At 63.3% G+C, this 15,626-nt stretch carries 15 protein-coding genes; 6 read left to right on the top strand and 9 right to left on the bottom strand.

Going from position 1 to position 15,626, the window contains the following annotated elements; translation table 11 throughout:
• Window positions 1-47: 47 nt before the first annotated feature.
• The 6 genes from AC1DYO_RS01550 to puuE all read right to left on the bottom strand — a co-directional run bounded on the left by AC1DYO_RS01550 (window position 48) and on the right by puuE (window position 4,210).
• On the bottom strand, window positions 48-461 hold the full coding sequence (locus AC1DYO_RS01550) for a type II toxin-antitoxin system MqsA family antitoxin (RefSeq protein WP_477259628.1): 414 nt from the start codon (window positions 459-461) through the stop codon (window positions 48-50).
• A gap of 36 nt (window positions 462-497) precedes the next feature.
• A complete protein-coding gene (locus AC1DYO_RS01545) occupies window positions 498-719 on the bottom strand; it encodes a type II toxin-antitoxin system MqsR family toxin (RefSeq protein WP_477259626.1) in 222 nt (73 codons plus the stop codon).
• Window positions 720-814: 95 nt separating this feature from the next.
• Entirely contained in the window at window positions 815-1,408 is a 594-nt protein-coding gene (locus AC1DYO_RS01540; RefSeq protein ID WP_477259624.1) for a nucleoside deaminase, read from the bottom strand.
• Window positions 1,408-1,911 (bottom strand): ureidoglycolate lyase, encoded by a 504-nt coding sequence (locus AC1DYO_RS01535; RefSeq protein WP_477259622.1) that lies wholly within the window; start codon window positions 1,909-1,911, stop codon window positions 1,408-1,410. Before AC1DYO_RS01535 ends, AC1DYO_RS01540 begins: the two co-directional genes overlap by 1 nt.
• The gene (locus AC1DYO_RS01530; protein ID WP_477259620.1) at window positions 1,908-2,765 is read right to left on the bottom strand and encodes a bifunctional allantoicase/(S)-ureidoglycine aminohydrolase; all 858 of its coding nucleotides are present in this window, start codon (window positions 2,763-2,765) and stop codon (window positions 1,908-1,910) included. Before AC1DYO_RS01530 ends, AC1DYO_RS01535 begins: the two co-directional genes overlap by 4 nt.
• A gap of 26 nt (window positions 2,766-2,791) precedes the next feature.
• Entirely contained in the window at window positions 2,792-4,210 is a 1,419-nt protein-coding gene (gene puuE, locus AC1DYO_RS01525) for an allantoinase PuuE (protein ID WP_477259618.1), read from the bottom strand.
• A gap of 182 nt (window positions 4,211-4,392) precedes the next feature.
• Between puuE and uraH the strand changes: the two genes are divergently transcribed.
• The 4 genes from uraH (at window position 4,393) to xdhC (ending at window position 9,670) form a co-directional block, all read left to right on the top strand.
• Window positions 4,393-4,767 (top strand): hydroxyisourate hydrolase, encoded by a 375-nt coding sequence (gene uraH, locus AC1DYO_RS01520; RefSeq protein WP_181056687.1) that lies wholly within the window; start codon window positions 4,393-4,395, stop codon window positions 4,765-4,767.
• A gap of 3 nt (window positions 4,768-4,770) precedes the next feature.
• On the top strand, window positions 4,771-6,252 hold the full coding sequence (gene xdhA, locus AC1DYO_RS01515; RefSeq protein WP_477259616.1) for a xanthine dehydrogenase small subunit: 1,482 nt from the start codon (window positions 4,771-4,773) through the stop codon (window positions 6,250-6,252).
• A complete protein-coding gene (gene xdhB, locus AC1DYO_RS01510; RefSeq protein ID WP_477259614.1) occupies window positions 6,252-8,597 on the top strand; it encodes a xanthine dehydrogenase molybdopterin binding subunit in 2,346 nt (781 codons plus the stop codon). The genes xdhA and xdhB overlap by 1 nt, the downstream gene beginning before the upstream one ends.
• 62 nt (window positions 8,598-8,659) lie before the next feature.
• On the top strand, window positions 8,660-9,670 hold the full coding sequence (gene xdhC / locus AC1DYO_RS01505; protein ID WP_477259612.1) for a xanthine dehydrogenase accessory protein XdhC: 1,011 nt from the start codon (window positions 8,660-8,662) through the stop codon (window positions 9,668-9,670).
• A 12-nt stretch (window positions 9,671-9,682) separates the two neighbouring features.
• Here the strand turns inward: xdhC and AC1DYO_RS01500 are convergent, their stop codons facing one another.
• From AC1DYO_RS01500 to AC1DYO_RS01490, 3 genes are all read right to left on the bottom strand, one after another.
• Window positions 9,683-10,933, bottom strand: coding sequence for an LLM class flavin-dependent oxidoreductase (locus AC1DYO_RS01500; RefSeq protein ID WP_477259610.1), 1,251 nt, complete (start codon window positions 10,931-10,933; stop codon window positions 9,683-9,685).
• Complete coding sequence (locus AC1DYO_RS01495) at window positions 10,930-11,868, bottom strand: LLM class flavin-dependent oxidoreductase (protein WP_477259608.1); 939 nt, start codon at window positions 11,866-11,868, stop codon at window positions 10,930-10,932. The genes AC1DYO_RS01500 and AC1DYO_RS01495 overlap by 4 nt, the downstream gene beginning before the upstream one ends.
• A 126-nt stretch (window positions 11,869-11,994) precedes the next feature.
• Entirely contained in the window at window positions 11,995-12,915 is a 921-nt protein-coding gene (locus tag AC1DYO_RS01490; protein ID WP_477259606.1) for a LysR family transcriptional regulator, read from the bottom strand.
• A gap of 139 nt (window positions 12,916-13,054) precedes the next feature.
• Between AC1DYO_RS01490 and AC1DYO_RS01485 the strand changes: the two genes are divergently transcribed.
• Window positions 13,055-14,272: a urate hydroxylase PuuD gene (locus AC1DYO_RS01485; RefSeq protein WP_477259605.1), complete on the top strand. Its 1,218-nt coding sequence runs from the start codon at window positions 13,055-13,057 to the stop codon at window positions 14,270-14,272.
• A gap of 2 nt (window positions 14,273-14,274) precedes the next feature.
• Window positions 14,275-15,594 carry a guanine deaminase gene (gene guaD / locus AC1DYO_RS01480; RefSeq protein WP_477259603.1) on the top strand — a complete coding sequence of 440 codons (1,320 nt, stop codon included), beginning with the start codon at window positions 14,275-14,277 and terminating at the stop codon, window positions 15,592-15,594.
• The last annotated feature ends 32 nt before the right edge of the window (window positions 15,595-15,626 follow it).

Raw genomic sequence — 15,626 nt, 5'->3', positions numbered from 1 at the left:
TTCAATCGCCATTCGCGACTGGAGCAGCGAAAAATGCGACCTGGCCGCTACCGCAATTCATCCAGCAGTTCAGGGTGCTTTTCCAGCAGCGTCATCAGCTGGATAGTCGGACCGCTAGGCTCGATCAGGCCTCTTTCATACTTGTCGAAGGCATTCTCGCCGACCTTGAACAAAGAGCCTGCTTCGCGCTGCGACAGTTTGAGCTTTGTGCGCATGCGCCGGATGGTTTCCGGCGCCGGCACACCATCGACTTTTTCCTTGAGACTGCGAAGAGCCGCATCGGTGGCAACCATATCGTCTCCCACATGCACGCCTTCGCCCTCCGAAGCCGGATAGTAACCCGGCAGGTCGACGGTCATGCTCTCGCCCTTGTAGATCACCGTGAACGGACGAACCCCGCGCCTCAGGGTCTCTCCTGTCTCGGGGGAGATCATGGATTCACTGGTTTCTTTTGCCGCCATATCATTTCTCCTTGAATGCCATGACCGTGAAATCAGTCACAACATCCGCCTGGAATTCACATAGAGAACGACGTCGCGTGCCGGCACGTAGTAGACGTCCTGCCAGACCCGATGGTCCGCGAAAGTCGTCATCGATTTCACAAACATCTTGCGTGTCATACCGCCGATCACTTCAACAATGCCGGCGCGATCGAGGCCGAGGGCGTCGCGCAGCGCGGATGTTGTGATCGCCAGCGTATCTACAGACCCGAACGTCATCTTGATCGCGTCAAGATCGTAAGTGGGTCTGCGCTTCCTCAATATGCCACCATAAAGGTGGCAATTCAAGGCAGGTCAGATCAACGACCCGAAGGTCAGTTTAACGGGATCTCGTTTTCGGCCTTGCTATCTTGATAGACGCCGGACAGTTCGTCGTAGCGCGCTGATATCTTGCCGATCCGCGTCTCCAGCCGGCCGCGCTCGGCCTCTGGCAGCGCCCGCACCAATCTGCGTATGGAAAAACTCTTCCAATAGGCGTTTTCGGCGTTGTAGCCGCCGGGATCGAGGGTGAAGACCTCTTTGAGGATCTTCAGATCGTGCGGGATGGCAAAGCTGTCGCGCGAATCTTCGTGGCTGAAGAGGTAGTAGAAATTGTCGAACCCGGTCCAGGTGATCGCCGACAGGCAGAGCGAGCAAGGCTCGTGCGTGGCGATGAAGATGGCATCCTTGGTGTCGACACGCTCGGCCTTGGGCATTTCATAAAAACGCTTCAGGCAGTGCACCTCGCCATGCCAGAGCGGGTTTTCCATCTCATTGTTGGTTTCGGCCAGCACCAGCAAGCGGTCGCTTTTCCGCAGGATCGCGGCGCCGAACAGCTTGTTGCCACGGGCCACGCCTTCTTCTGTCTTCGGCACGATGTCTTGCTCGATGACATCGAGCAGGCGGTCAATCAGCGATATGTCGGTCATTAATGGTTCTCGTCGGGGAGATGGATTTCGTAGGGGTGCGAAAAATGGAATTCTTCGAGGTTGGAGCCGTCGCCGCCACGGTCGACAATGACGAAATCCTGGGCTTCGCCGAGCGGTGTCAGCACGCCGTGCCAGAGATTGCGCGGATAGTTGATGCCTTGGCCGGGCGCGGTGATGAACGCGTGCGGTTCGCCCGGACCATCCTTGCCGTCATGGCAGACGACGACCAGGAACGGCCGCGGCGACTGCGGGATGAAGGCCTGGCTGCCGAAGGGATGGCGCTCGACCATGGTCAGCTTCAGCGGCAGTTCGTAAGGCGTGCCACGCACCATCGAGATCAGCACGCGGGCATTCGGTCCGGCGGCGTCAGCCGTGGCGAGATCGTGGTAGCGCTCTGCCTTGCCGCCATTGATCGGGTAGTGGTTGTCGCCGCCCATGTCGATGACATCGCCGAAGCCGGCAAAGCTTTCGCGGGTCAGCTTCTGTGCTGTGATGCGGATCACCGCGCGCGGCCGCCAATGCCCGCCCCGCCGAGCTTGGCGTGCCGGTTGACGTCCTTGTAGAGCAGATAGCGGAATTTGCCGGGGCCGCCGGCGTAGCAGGCCTGCGGGCAGAAGGCGCGCAGCCACATGAAATCACCGGCCTCGACCTCGACCCAGTCCTGGTTGAGACGGTAGACCGCCTTGCCCTCCAGCACATAGAGCCCGTGTTCCATGACATGCGTCTCGGCGAACGGAATGACGGCGCCGGGTTCGAGCGTGACAATGGTGACATGCATGTCGTGGCGCATGTCGGCCGGATCGACGAAGCGCGTCGTCGCCCAGCGGCCCTCGGTGCCGGCCATCGGCGCCGGCGCCACTTGCTGGTCGCTGCTGAACAGGGCTTCCGGCGCGTCGATGCCGTCGACGGCCTCATAGGCCTTCCTGATCCAGTGGAAGCGTACGGCGTCGCGGCCTTCGTTGCGTACCGTCCAGCCGCTGGCCGGCGGCAGGAAGGCAAAGCCGCCGGCTTGAAGCACGTGTTTCTTGCCGGCCAGCGAAACGGTCAACGCGCCCTCGACCACGAACAGCACGCCCTCGGCGCCGGCGTCCGGCTCCGGCCGGTCGCTGCCGCCGCCAGGCAACACCTCGACGATGTACTGCGAAAATGTCTCGGCGAAGCCCGATAGCGGCCTGGCGATGATCCAGGCCCTGGTCTTGTCCCAGAACGGCAGGGGGCTGGTGACAATGTCCTGCATCACCCCTTTGGGGATGACGGCATAGGCCTCGGTGAAGACAGCGCGGCCGGTCAAAAGCTCATTTTGGCCGGGATGGCCGCCATGCGGGGCATAGTAGGTTTTCTGGTCAGTCTTGATCATATCCATTGGGTCCTGACCCTCAGTCATTAGAGCGGGAGCATATCTTTCAGGCGGAGCAGCGCGATGCGCTCGACCTGTTTGCAGGCGGTGTCGAGTTCGACGCCACGGCTGTTGCCGATGCGCGCCTCGAACTCGGCGAGGATTTCCTCCTTGGCCTTGCCCCGCACCGCGATGATGAAGGGGAAGCCGAAGGTGGTGACGTAAGCAGCGTTGAGCTTGGAAAACAGCTCGCGCTCCTTGTCGGTCAGCGCATCGAGGCCGGCGGAAGCCTGCTCGCGGGTCGATTCCGCCGTCAGCCGCCGCGCCTTGGCCAGTTTGCCGGCGAGATCGGGATGGGCGTTGAGCACGCCGAGCCGTTCGCTCTCGCTGGCGGCGCGGAAGACGCGGCACAGCGCATTGTGCAGGCCGCCAGCGCTGTCATGCGCAGGCCCGAGCTCCAGCTCATAGGCGCGCTCGGCAATCCAGGGCGAATGTTCGAACACGCCGCCGAATGTGTGGACGAAGGTCTCGAACTCCATCTTTGACGGCTTGAGCGCCGCCGGCTTGTAGGCATGGTGCTCCTGCCAGTGCCGGGCGATATCGATGCGCCGTGCCAGCCACACCTTATCGTGCGACTTCACATAGTCGACGAAGCGCTTCAGCGCCGCCACCCGGCCGGGACGTCCGACGAGGCGGCAATGCAAGCCGATATTCATCATGCGCGGCCGGCCCGCTTTGCCCTCGGCATAGAGCGTGTCGAAACTGTCCTTGAGGTAAGCAAAGAACTGGTCGCCCGAATTGAAGCCTTGCGGCGTGGCGAAGCGCATGTCGTTGGCGTCGAGCGTGTAGGGGATGACGAGCTGCGTGCCGCCGCTGTGTTCGAACCAGTAGGGTAGTTCGTCGTCATAGGTGTCCGACACATAGTCGAAACCGCCTTCTTCGGCGACCAGCCGCACCGTGTTGACCGAGGTGCGGCCAGTGTACCAGCCGGTCGGGCGCTGCCCGGTCACCTCGTAGTGCAGTTTGATCGCCGCTTCGAGATCGCGGCGCTCGTCCTCGGCGCTGTGGTCGCGGTAGTCGATCCATTTCAGGCCGTGTGAGGCCATTTCCCAGCCGGCCTCCTGCATCGCCGCGACCTGGTCGGGCGAGCGGGCAAGGGCTGTGGCGACGCCGTAGCAGGTCACCGGCACATCGGCCTCGCTGAACAGGCGCAGCAGCCGCCAGAAGCCGGCCCGCGCGCCATATTCGTAGATCGATTCCATATTCCAGTGGCGCTGGCCGATCCAAGGCGCCGCGCCGACGATCTCCGACAGGAAGGCTTCCGAAGCCTTGTCGCCGTGCAGCACGCAGTTCTCGCCGCCTTCCTCGTAGTTGACGACGAATTGCACGGCTACATGCGCACCGCCCGGCCATTTCGGATCCGGCGGATTGGCTCCGTAGCCGCGCATGTCTCTAGAGTAACGCATTGCCCCTCCTGCCGGACGCTGCCGGAAGTTGTCATCAGGATAGTCGAAAGGACTGCCTGCGCATTCCCCCGAAATTTTTGAAAGTGTTTTTGTGCCGCTCCGCTCGACCGGGACTTATGCATCGCCTTTAATTGGCGCACAATTCATTGCTTTGTTCGATTGTACCGAGATGGGAGGCGCCAGTGGCAGAAACGTCGAAAGCCGATGGCGGACGTCTGACGACGCATGTGCTCGACACCGCGACCGGCAAGCCGGCGGCGGGCCTGTCGATCGCGCTTTATCACCTCGACGGCGAGGCTCGGACACATCTGAAGACCGTTGTTACGAATGCCGACGGACGCTGCGATGCGCCGCTGCTGGCAGGCGCGGAGTTTCGTACCGGCGAGTACGAACTGATCTTCGCGGCCGGCGACTATCTGCGCGGCCAGGGAACAAACCTGCCGAAACCGGCCTTCCTCGATACCGTGCCGATCCGCTTCGGCATGGCTGCAACAGTGCACTATCATGTGCCACTGCTTATCTCTCCTTATGGCTACTCGACCTACAGGGGGAGCTGAAGCATGGCCAAGATCACCATACGCAACGAGATCCGTTTCATCCTCAATGGCAGGGATGTCGCGCTGTCATCGGTGGCGCCCGACGCGACCTTGCTCGACTGGCTGCGGCTCGACCGCTCCTTGCGCGGCACCAAGGAAGGCTGCGCCGAGGGCGATTGCGGCGCCTGCACCGTGCTGGTCGGCAAACTCTCGGCCGGCAAGCTGGTCTATGAAAGCGTCAATGCCTGCATCCGCTTCCTCGGCTCACTCGACGGCACCCATGTCGTGACCGTCGAGCATCTGCGCGGCGCGCCCGACCAGCTGCACCCGGTGCAGCAGGCGATGGTCGATTTCCACGGTTCGCAATGCGGCTTCTGCACGCCGGGTTTCGTCATGTCGCTCTACGGCCTGTGGATGAAGTCGCCCGACCCGTCGAACGCGGCGATCGAAAAGGCGTTGCAAGGCAATCTCTGCCGCTGCACCGGCTACGAGGCGATCATGCGCGCCGCGCACGCCATCTCCAGCTACGGCAAGGCGGCAAAGGACCCGCTGGCGGCCGAGCGCAAGGCAATCACGGCAAGGCTCCAGGCCATGCATGACGGCTCGCGGGTCGAAATCGGCACGGGCAAACAGCGGCTGGTCGTGCCGGCCAATGTCGACGATTTCGCCGCCGTGCTCGACAAGGAGCCCGGCGCCACGGTCGTCGCCGGTTCGACCGATGTCGGCCTGTGGGTGACCAAGCATATGCGCGACATTTCACCGGTGGTTTTCATCGGCAACCTCGACGGGCTGTGTGCGATCTCTGAGGACAATGACGTCATCACCATCGGCGCCGGCGTCACCTACACCGACGCCTTCGCGACGCTGGCCAAGCGCATCCCGACGCTCGGGCCGTTGTTCGACCGCATCGGTGGCGAACAGGTGCGCAACATGGGCACCATCGGCGGCAACATCGCCAATGGCTCGCCGATCGGCGACACGCCGCCGCCCCTGATCGCGCTCGGCGCGCAGCTGACGCTGCGCCGGAGCAAGAAGCGGCGCACCATCCCGCTCGAGGATTTCTTCATCGCCTATGGCAAACAGGACCGGCAGCCGGGCGAGTTCGTCGAGGCTGTGCATGTTCCCGTGCCGGCCAAGGGCACAAAGTTTGCCGTCTACAAGATCACCAAGCGCCGCGACGAGGACATCACCGCAGCCCTCGGCGCCTTTTTCCTCGACCTAGCCAAAGATGGCACGGTGGCCGACATATGCATCGCCTATGGCGGCATGGCGGCAACCCCGAAGCGAGCTTTCGGCGTCGAGAAGTCGCTGCTCGGCAAGCCGTGGACGGAGGCAACGGTGGAAGCGGCAATGGCTGAATATGCCAGCGATTTCACCCCGCTGACCGACATGCGGGCTTCGGCCGAATACCGGGCGCTGGCGGCCAGGAACCTTTTGCTGCGCTTCTTTGCCGAGACCAGCGGCAGCAAAGCGCCGTTCCAGGTGTCACGCAACGAGGCAGCCTGATGAACAAGCACGCTTCTCCCAACCTCAAGGCGCAAAACATTTCCGGCGGTGTCGCCACCGACCAGCGCCATGATTCCGCGCACAAGCATGTCAGCGGCACCGCAGTCTACATTGACGACATGCCGGAGCCGGCAGGCATGCTGCATGGCTGCCTCGGCCTGTCCACGGCGACGCATGCAACCATCACCAAAATGGACCTGTCGGCAGTGCGCTCGGCGCCGGGCGTCGTTGACGTGCTGACCGCGAGCGACGTGCCCGGTGAAAACGACATTTCGCCGACCGGCCGCCATGACGAACCGGTGCTGGCCGACGACAAGGTGCAGTTCTACGGCCAGCCGATCTTCTGTGTCATTGCGAGGACGCGCGAGGAGGCGCGCCGCGCCACGCGGCTGGCCAAGGTCGAATACAGCCCGGTGCCTTTCGTCACCGACATCGGTGACCTCGATCCGCGCAAGGACAGACTGGTCACGCCGCCGCTCACCTTGAAGCGTGGCGATGCCGCGGCCGCGATCAAGGCGGCGCCGCGCCGGCTGAAGGGCAAGATGCGCATCGGCGGCCAGGAGCATTTTTATCTCGAAGGCCATATCGCCGTGGCCATTCCGGGAGAGGACCAGGACGTCACCATTTATTCCTCGACCCAGCATCCGAGCGAAGTGCAGCATATGGTCAGCCATGCGCTGGGCGTGCCGAGCAACGCCATCACGGTGGAAATCCGCCGCATGGGCGGCGGCTTCGGCGGCAAGGAGACGCAAGGCAACCAGTTTGCGGCACTCGCGGCGATTGCCGCCAAGAAACACCATCGCGCGGTCAAAATCCGGCCCGACCGTGACGACGACATGATTGCCACCGGCAAGCGCCATGACTTCCTCGTCGATTATGAGGTCGGCTTCGACGACGACGGCAACATCCTCGGTGTCGATTTCATGTTCGCGGCGCGCTGCGGCTTCTCGTCGGACCTCTCAGGCCCGGTCACCGACCGCGCGCTGTTCCACTGCGACAACACCTATTTCTGGCCTGCGGTGCATGCGCAGTCCGCGCCGCTCTACACCAACACCGTTTCGAATACGGCGTTTCGCGGCTTCGGCGGCCCGCAAGGCATGGTCGGCGCCGAACGCGTCATCGACGAGGTTGCCTTTGCTGTCGGCAAGGATCCGCTCGAAATCCGCAAGCAGAACTTTTACGGCACCAGCGATCGCAACGTCACGCCCTATCACCAGACGGTCGAGGACAACATCATCCATCGCATCGTCGCCGAACTGGAGGCGAGTGCGGACTATGCAAGCCGCCGCCGCATCATCCAGGCCTTCAACGCCAACAGCCGCTTCATCAAGCGCGGCCTGGCGCTGACGCCGGTGAAATTCGGCATCTCCTTCACCGCCACCCACTACAACCAGGCCGGCGCGCTGGTGCATGTCTACACCGACGGYTCGGTGCWKSTGAACCAYGGCGGCACSGARATGGGGCAGGGCCTCTACGTCAAGGTGGCGCAGGTGGTGGCGGAAGAGTTCCAGATCGATCTCGACCAGGTGAAGATCACCGCGACGACGACCGGCAAGGTGCCGAACACTTCGGCTACCGCAGCGTCGTCCGGCACCGATCTCAACGGCATGGCGGCGCAGAACGGCGCCCGCCAGATCAAGGACCGGCTGACCGATTTCGCCGCTGAAAAATACCAGGTGCCGCGCGACCAGGTGCTGTTCCTGCCCAACCGCGTGCGCATCGGCAACCAGGAGATCCCTTTCGCCGACTTGGTCAAGCAGGCCTATATGGCCCGCATCCAGCTGTCGGCGGCGGGCTTCTACAAGACGCCGAAAATCCACTGGAACCGCGACAAGGGCGAGGGCCGTCCGTTCTACTACTTCGCCTATGGCGCTTCGTGCTCGGAAGTCTCGGTCGACACGCTGACCGGCGAATACATGGTCGAGCGCACCGACATCCTGCACGAGACCGGCCGCTCGCTGAACCGCGCTATCGACCTTGGCCAGGTCGAGGGCGGCTTTATCCAGGGCATGGGCTGGCTGACGACGGAAGAACTGTGGTGGGACGACAAGGGCCGGCTGCGCACGCACGCGCCGTCGACCTACAAAATCCCGCTCGCGTCCGACCGGCCGAAGATCTTCAACGTCACGCTGGCCGACTGGCCGGAGGCCAACGAGCCAACGGTGCACCGTTCCAAGGCGGTTGGCGAGCCGCCCTTCCCGCTCGGCATGTCGGTGCTGCATGCACTGTCCGATGCGGTGGCCAGTGTGGCCGACCACACGGTCTGTCCACGCCTCGATGCGCCGGCGACCCCCGAACGCGTGCTGATGGCAATCGAGCGGTTGAGAGCCGCAAAACCGGCCTGATTGAGCCAGAACGTGCAAATCGAGCCTGAAAACGCTATGTTTCCCAGGTGGGAATGCAGACGATGAACTCGAAAGTGCAAAGCCTGAAAGCCTTCCTTGCCAGCGCCGGCCGGCTTGCCCTGGTCGAAGTGGCGGGCACCAAAGGCTCGACGCCACGCGAGAAGGGCGCCTTCATGCTCGTCTCGCAGGCAGCGATTTTCGGCACCATCGGCGGCGGCCAGCTTGAGTATATGGCGATCGACAAGGCCAGGCAGATGCTTTTCTCCCCCCTTGAGGGGGAGATGGCCGCGAAGCGGCCAGAGGGGGTCCTCTCAGAAGGCACCGCAAAGACGTCGCGCACTGCCGCAGAGACCCCACCCGGCGGCTCCGCCGCCACCCTCCCCTCGAGGGGGAGGGGCACCCGTATCGAGGTTGATGAAGTCTGCGCCACGCTCGATGTGCCGCTAGGCCCCGAAATCGGCCAATGTTGCGGCGGGCGGGTCGAAGTCTTGATCCGGCTCGTCGATACCGCGCTGGCTACCGAATTGGTTGCTGCTGCGGAAGCCGAGGAATCCCATTTGCCGCATGTCTATATCTTCGGCGGCGGCCATGTCGGTCAGGCGCTGGCGTCGACCATCGCGCTCCTTCCCGTGCATGGCGTCGTCATCGAGACGCGGGCCGAGGCGCTCGAAGGCATGCCGGAAACCGTCGAAACGCGGCTGACACCAATGCCCGAAGCCGAGGTGCGCAGCGCCCCCGCCGGCACCGCCTTCGCCATCCTCACCCACGACCACGCGCTGGATTTCCTGATCGTCGCCGAGGCGCTGAAGCGTGACGACGCGGCCTATGTCGGCATGATCGGCTCGAAGACCAAAAAGGCGACGTTCAAGCACTGGTTCATGAAGTCGGCGGATGGCAGCGACGCGGAATTCGCTCGCCTCGTCTCGCCGATCGGCGGCGACGCCGTCAAGGACAAGCGCCCGCCCGTCATCGCGGCGCTTGCTGCAGCCGAGATCATGACCGCGCTGGTAGTCCATAACGCGGCGTCAAGTGCCGACCATCAGGTTCAACGAGACAAAGAAATAGCCGGCTAAGCTTCGGCGCGGCTAAGCAGGCCGCTTCAACCCCAGATGCTCGCGCAGCGTGCTGCCTTGGTACTCCCGACGGAACAGGCCGCGCCGTTGCAGCTCCGGCACCACGAGGTCGCAAAAGGCATCGAGTTCGCCGGGAAAATATGACGGCATGACATTGAAACCGTCCGCGCCGCCGCCGTCGAACCGCGCTTGCAGTTCGTCCGCGACTTGGGCGGCTGTCCCGACGATGCGCCAATGGCCGCGCGCCCCGGCGAAATGGCGGGCCAGTTGGCGGATCGAAAGCCCGTCGCGGCGCGATTGCTCGACAACCAGCGCCTGTCGGCTCTTCATGCCTTCTGTTTCCGGCAGTTCCGGCATCGGCCCGTCGATCGGGTAGCGCCACAGGTCCGAAATGCTGAGATAGCTGGACAGCAGCGCGACGCCGACATCGTCGGGGATAAGCGCCTGCAATTCCTCGTGTTTCTCCCGGGCCTCGGCCTCGGTTTCCGCCACCACGGGTGCTACACCGGGCATGATCTTGATGTCGTCGGGTTCACGCCCATAGGCCACCATGCGACCCTTGAGATCGTCGTAGAAGGCTTTCGCTTCTTCGAAGGTTTGCGCGGCCGTGAACACGACATCGGCGGTGCGGGCGGCAAGGTCGCGGCCGACATCCGAGGCGCCGGCCTGGACCATGACAGGCGCGCCCTGCGGCGAGCGCGGCAGGTCGAGCGGATCGCGCACCGAAAAGCTCTGGCCGTCATGGCCGTGAAAGCCGCCGCCTTGCCAAAGTCCTGATACCACCTCGGCGAACTCACGCGCCCGCTCATAGCGGTCGGCATGAGGCTTGAGACCGGTCGCACCGAAATTGGCGGCTTCGATGGGGCTCGCCGACGTCACCAGGTTCCAGCCGGCGCGGCCGCCGCTTAAGTGATCGAGCGACAGGAAGGTGCGGGCCAGGCCATAGGGCTCGTTGTAGCTGGTCGACGCCGTCGAGACGAGGCCGATGCGGCTGGTCTGCACGGCGAGTGCGGACAGCAGGCTGATCGGCTCGAAGCCGATCGAGCGCGAGGTCTGGCTGGCGATGCCGACATTGGCTTCGCGCAGGCCGGCGGCGTCCTCGCAGAACACCATGTCGAACTTCGCCGCTTCCGCGACGCGTGCAAGCTGGATGTAATGGTCAATGTCGATGCCCGCCGTGACATGCGCCTTGGGATGGCGCCAGGCGGCGATGTGGTGGCCGGTCGCCCACAGGAAGGCGCCAAGCTTCATCTGGCGGGTCATCGGTCGCCTCCGGCAAGTCCGAGATGCGAGCGCAATGTCGTCCCGGGATAATCCGGATGGGCAAGACCACGCCGTTGCAACTCCGGCAGCACGCGGCTGACGAAACCCTCAAGTGCCGAGGGCGACACCGCGATGTTGAACCCGTCGCAGCTTTGCGAACGGAACGACGCCTCGAGACCGTCGGCGGCGACATCGGCCCCGACAGTCAGCAGCAGCTTTACCATGTCCGGATCGCGTCCGCTGGCTGCAATGCGGCGCTTCAGATCTTCATGGCGCGGCTTGGCGTCATGAACCTCATCCAGCAGGATGACGTCGGCAGTGCGGGCGGCAATATCCAGGTCGGCCTCCGACAGGCCGGAGAGCACCAGCACCGGCGTGTCCTGCGGCGAGCGGGCGACGTTCAGCGGGCCTCGCACCGAGAAGAACTCGCCCTTGTGGTCGAGGAGATGCATCCTGCCGGGATCGTGGAAGCGGCCGCCGGCCTTGTCGAACAGCAATGCATCCGCATCCCAGCCCTGCCATAGGCCCTGGACGATGCCGACATATTCTTCCGTACGACGGCGGAAATCGGCTTCGGAAAATCCTTCCGGCCGACTGAAATTGCCAGCGTCGCGTGGCGCCTGCGCCATGGTAGCGTGCCAGCCTGCGCGGCCATGGCTGATGATGTCGAGCGAAGCAAAACGGCGCGCCAGATTGTAAGGCTGGTGGGCGACCGTCGATGCGGAGGCAACGAGGCCGATCCTGCTCGTCACCGTCGCCAGTGCCGCCAGCAAGGTCGTCGCCTCGAAAGGGCTCGACCCGGCGCTGTCCGGCGCGGAGTCGTCGAGGACAATCATGTCCAGCCCGGCCGCTTCCGCCCGCTTGGCAAAGCCGGCGAGGTCGCTGAACGCGAGCGGCTGCCCGGAAGCAATGTTGAGCGAAACGGCGAGATGCATAGTGGTTTGCTCGTCAGTCGGCGCGGGGCGGAGCATGCAAACCTAAGGTCGCCTGCGTGTAAGGCAACCCTTGCGACTGGGCCAACAGCCCATCACTTGCCGGCCAGCCTATTTGTCGGCCAGCCCCTATTTGCCTGCCAGCAAATCCTTGATCAGCCGCTGGCAGCGCTCGGCCATGAAGTCGAGCAGCAGCCGCACCTTCGGGTCCTGCAGCTTCTTGTGCGGATAGACAGCGGCGAACTGCACCGGCGTCGGCGGCGTGCTGGCCAGGATGACCTGCAGCCGCCGGTCGCGGATGAACGGTTCGACCTCGAAGCGCGGCTTGTTGATGATGCCGCGCCCCGACAGCGCCCAGCCGGTCAGCACATCGCCATCGTCGGTATCATAGGGGCCGTGCACCTCGAATTTCTGCGGGCCCGCAGGCGTCTGCAGCGTCCAGACATATTCGCGCGCCCCGGAATAACGCAGCATCAAGCAGTCATGCTTCTTGCCGATCAGTTCCTGCGGCTCCAGGGGTTCGCCGCGCGCCTCCAGATATTTCGGCGCCGCGACCAGCACGCGCTCGCATTCCATGATGCCGCGCATTCGCAAGCTGGAATCCTCGATGATGCCGAGCTTGAAGGCGACGTCGATGCCTTCCTTCATGATATCGATATTGTGGTCGGAGAGCCTGAGCCGGACCTCGATATCGGGGTATTTGTCGTGGAAATCGGGAATGCCCGACGCCACCAGCCGGCGCCCCAAGCCGAGCGGCGCCGTCACCCGGATGGTGCCGCGCGGCTGGCCGGAGAGCGCCGAGACAGCGGCTTCCGCCTCGGTGATCGCTTCCAGCACCTGCTTGGCGCCGGAATAAAAGACATTGCCATGTTCGGTCGGCATCAATTGCCGCGTCGTGCGATTGAACAGCCGCACGCCAAGGTGTTTTTCCAGCTCCTTGATGCGGTTGGAGGCGACCGCAGGTGAGATGCGCATGTCGCGGCCCGCAGCCGACAGATTGCCAAGCTCGACGACGCGGACGAAGACGGCGATGTTGTCGAGATAGGCCATAAGATTTTCGTGGCTCTCAAACGGCTGCGTGGGATCAACCTACTATTTTCCATTTTTTTTTGAAAGTCATCGTACACCTCGCCTCTTTTCGTTTGCGCCCCACACCGTAAAGTCAGCCAATCGGCAGGGACGATTTCAAATGATGGATTTCGCGATTTTTTGGGACTGGCTGAGTTTCGCCGTGCGCTGGCTGCACGTCGTCACCGGCATCGCCTGGATCGGCTCGTCCTTCTACTTCGTCGCACTCGATCTCGGCCTGCGTCAGCGCCCCGGCATGCCGGTCGGTGCCTTTGGCGAGGAATGGCAAGTGCATGGCGGTGGCTTCTACCACATCCAGAAATATCTGGTGGCGCCGGCCGAAATGCCCGAGCATCTGACCTGGTTCAAATGGGAATCCTACGCCACTTGGCTGTCCGGCTTCGCCATGCTGTGCGTGGTTTATTACGCCGGCGCCGACCTGTTCCTGATCGATCCCAACGTTCTGCCAATGTCGGTACCGGTCGGCATCCTGCTGTCGATGGCGACGATCGGCGTTGGCTGGGTGGTTTATGATCTTCTCTGCCGCTCGCCGCTCGGCAACAGCGACACCGGCCTGATGCTGGTGCTCTATGGCGTGTTGGTGTTCATCGCCTGGGGACTGACGCATCTGTTCACCGGCCGCGCCGCCTTTCTGCATCTCGGCGCCATCACCGCCACGATCATGTCGGCCAATGTCTTCATGGTGATCATTCCAAACCAGAAGATCGTCGTTGCCGACCTCATCGCCGGGCGCAAGCCCGATCCGAAATACGGCAAGATCGCCAAGCAGCGTTCGCTGCACAACAATTACCTGACGCTACCCGTGCTGTTCCTGATGCTGTCGAACCACTATCCGCTGGCGTTCGGCACTGAGTTCAACTGGGTCATCGCCTCGCTGGTGTTCATCATCGGCGTCTTGATCCGGCATTATTTCAACACCGTGCACAAGCGTGCCGGCAACCCCCACTGGACCTGGATGGCCGCCGCCGTGCTGTTCGTCATCATCATCTGGCTGTCGACGGCGCCAAAGGTGCTGACCGGCGAGCCCAAGGCCTCGGCCGCCGCAGAAGTCTACATCGCCTCGGCGCATTTCCCGGCGGTGCGCGACACCGTGCTTGGCCGCTGCTCGATGTGCCATGCTGCCGAGCCGGTCTATGAAGGCATCTATCATGCGCCGAAAGGTGTGATGCTCGACACCGATGCCGGCATTGCCGAGCATGCCCGCGAGATCTACCTGCAGGCCGGACGCAGCCACGCCATGCCGCCGGCCAACATCACCCAGATCAGCGACAAGGAGCGGGCGCTGCTGGTCGCCTGGTTCGAAGGCGCAGGGAAATAAGCATGACCTCCACACTTCTGCGCGGCCGCACGCTGAGCTTTTTGCGCTGGCCCGAAGCAATAGACGACCATACCGCCTGGCGCTACGAGGAGGATGGCGGCCTTTTGATCCGCGACGGCCGTATCGTCGCTGCCGGTGCCTATGGGCAAGTAGAAAAACAGGCCGGCGAGGGCGTAAGGAAAATCGACCATCGGCCGCATTTGCTGCTGCCGGGCTTCATCGACGCCCATGTGCATTTCCCACAGATGCAGGTCATCGCCTCCTACGGCGCCGAGTTGCTCGACTGGCTGAACACCTACACTTTTCCCGAAGAAACCAAATTCGCCAACGCGCAGCACGGTCGCCGCATCGCCCGGCTGTTCCTGGACGAAATGGTGCGCCACGGCACGACCACGGTTGCCGCCTATTGTTCCGTTCACAAGGCCTCGGCCGAAGCCTTCTTCGCCGAATCGCATGACCGCAACATGCTCAACATCGCCGGCAAGGTGATGATGGACCGCAACGCGCCGGCAGGCGTGCTCGACACGCCGCAATCCGGCTATGACGATACCAAGGCGCTGATTGCGGAATGGCATGGCAAGGGCCGGCAGCTTTATGCGATCACGCCGCGCTTCGCCATCACCTCTTCGCCGGAGCAACTGGAGATGGCCGGCGCGCTTTGCCGCGAACACCCCGATTTGCACATGCAGACGCACCTGTCGGAAAACCACGCCGAGATCGCCTTCACGCAAAAGCTCTACCCGCAGGCGCGCGATTACACTGATGTCTATGAACAGTACGGTCTGTTGGGCAAAAAGAGCCTGTTCGGCCACTGCATCCATCTGTCGGAGCGCGAAGCGGATGCGCTATCGGACTCAGGCTCGGTGGCGGTGTTCTGCCCGACCTCCAACCTGTTCCTCGGTTCGGGCCTGTTCGACTACCAGCGTTTTCGCCGCCGCGACAAGCCGATCAGGATCGCCGCCGCGACGGATGTCGGCGGCGGCACCAACTATTCGATGCTGCGCACCATGGACGAAGGCTACAAGGTGATCGCGCTGAATGGCGAGAAACTGAACCCGTTCCAGTCCTTCTGGCAGATAACGCGCGGCAATGCCGAGGCGCTGTCGGTGGCGGAGAAGGTCGGCACGCTCGACGAAGGCACCGACGCGGACATCACCGTGCTCGACGCCCGCGCCACGCCGGCGATGCGGCTGCGGATGGAAACTGTGGAGACGCTGGCCGAAGAGCTGTTCCTGCTGCAGACGCTGGGCGACGACCGCGCGGTGCGCGAAGTCTATGTCGCGGGGCGGCCGGCCAAGGCAGACATGGCCAGCCAGGCTTGACCCCACGGCAGCCATCGGTCAAACCGTGCGGC

Source organism: Mesorhizobium sp. P2_F5 (genome assembly GCF_056403715.1).
The sequence above is the reverse complement of the archived record's forward strand: the minus strand, read 5'-3'. Positions and strand labels throughout refer to the sequence as shown.

What these genes read in the sequence shown, in the direction of transcription:
- xdhC (WP_477259612.1), top strand. Translation starts at nt 8,660, where the DNA reads ATGAACTCGAAAGTGCAAAGCCTGAAAGCCTTCCTTGCCAGCGCCGGC.
- AC1DYO_RS01485 (WP_477259605.1), top strand. Translation starts at nt 13,055, where the DNA reads ATGATGGATTTCGCGATTTTTTGGGACTGGCTGAGTTTCGCCGTGCGC.
- AC1DYO_RS01540 (WP_477259624.1), bottom strand. Translation starts at nt 1,408, where the DNA reads ATGACCGACATATCGCTGATTGACCGCCTGCTCGATGTCATCGAGCAA.
- guaD (WP_477259603.1), top strand. Translation starts at nt 14,275, where the DNA reads ATGACCTCCACACTTCTGCGCGGCCGCACGCTGAGCTTTTTGCGCTGG.
- AC1DYO_RS01500 (WP_477259610.1), bottom strand. Translation starts at nt 10,933, where the DNA reads ATGACCCGCCAGATGAAGCTTGGCGCCTTCCTGTGGGCGACCGGCCAC.
- puuE (WP_477259618.1), bottom strand. Translation starts at nt 4,210, where the DNA reads ATGCGTTACTCTAGAGACATGCGCGGCTACGGAGCCAATCCGCCGGAT.
- AC1DYO_RS01530 (WP_477259620.1), bottom strand. Translation starts at nt 2,765, where the DNA reads ATGATCAAGACTGACCAGAAAACCTACTATGCCCCGCATGGCGGCCAT.
- AC1DYO_RS01490 (WP_477259606.1), bottom strand. Translation starts at nt 12,915, where the DNA reads ATGGCCTATCTCGACAACATCGCCGTCTTCGTCCGCGTCGTCGAGCTT.
- AC1DYO_RS01545 (WP_477259626.1), bottom strand. Translation starts at nt 719, where the DNA reads ATGACGTTCGGGTCTGTAGATACGCTGGCGATCACAACATCCGCGCTG.
- AC1DYO_RS01550 (WP_477259628.1), bottom strand. Translation starts at nt 461, where the DNA reads ATGGCGGCAAAAGAAACCAGTGAATCCATGATCTCCCCCGAGACAGGA.
- xdhA (WP_477259616.1), top strand. Translation starts at nt 4,771, where the DNA reads ATGGCCAAGATCACCATACGCAACGAGATCCGTTTCATCCTCAATGGC.
- AC1DYO_RS01495 (WP_477259608.1), bottom strand. Translation starts at nt 11,868, where the DNA reads ATGCATCTCGCCGTTTCGCTCAACATTGCTTCCGGGCAGCCGCTCGCG.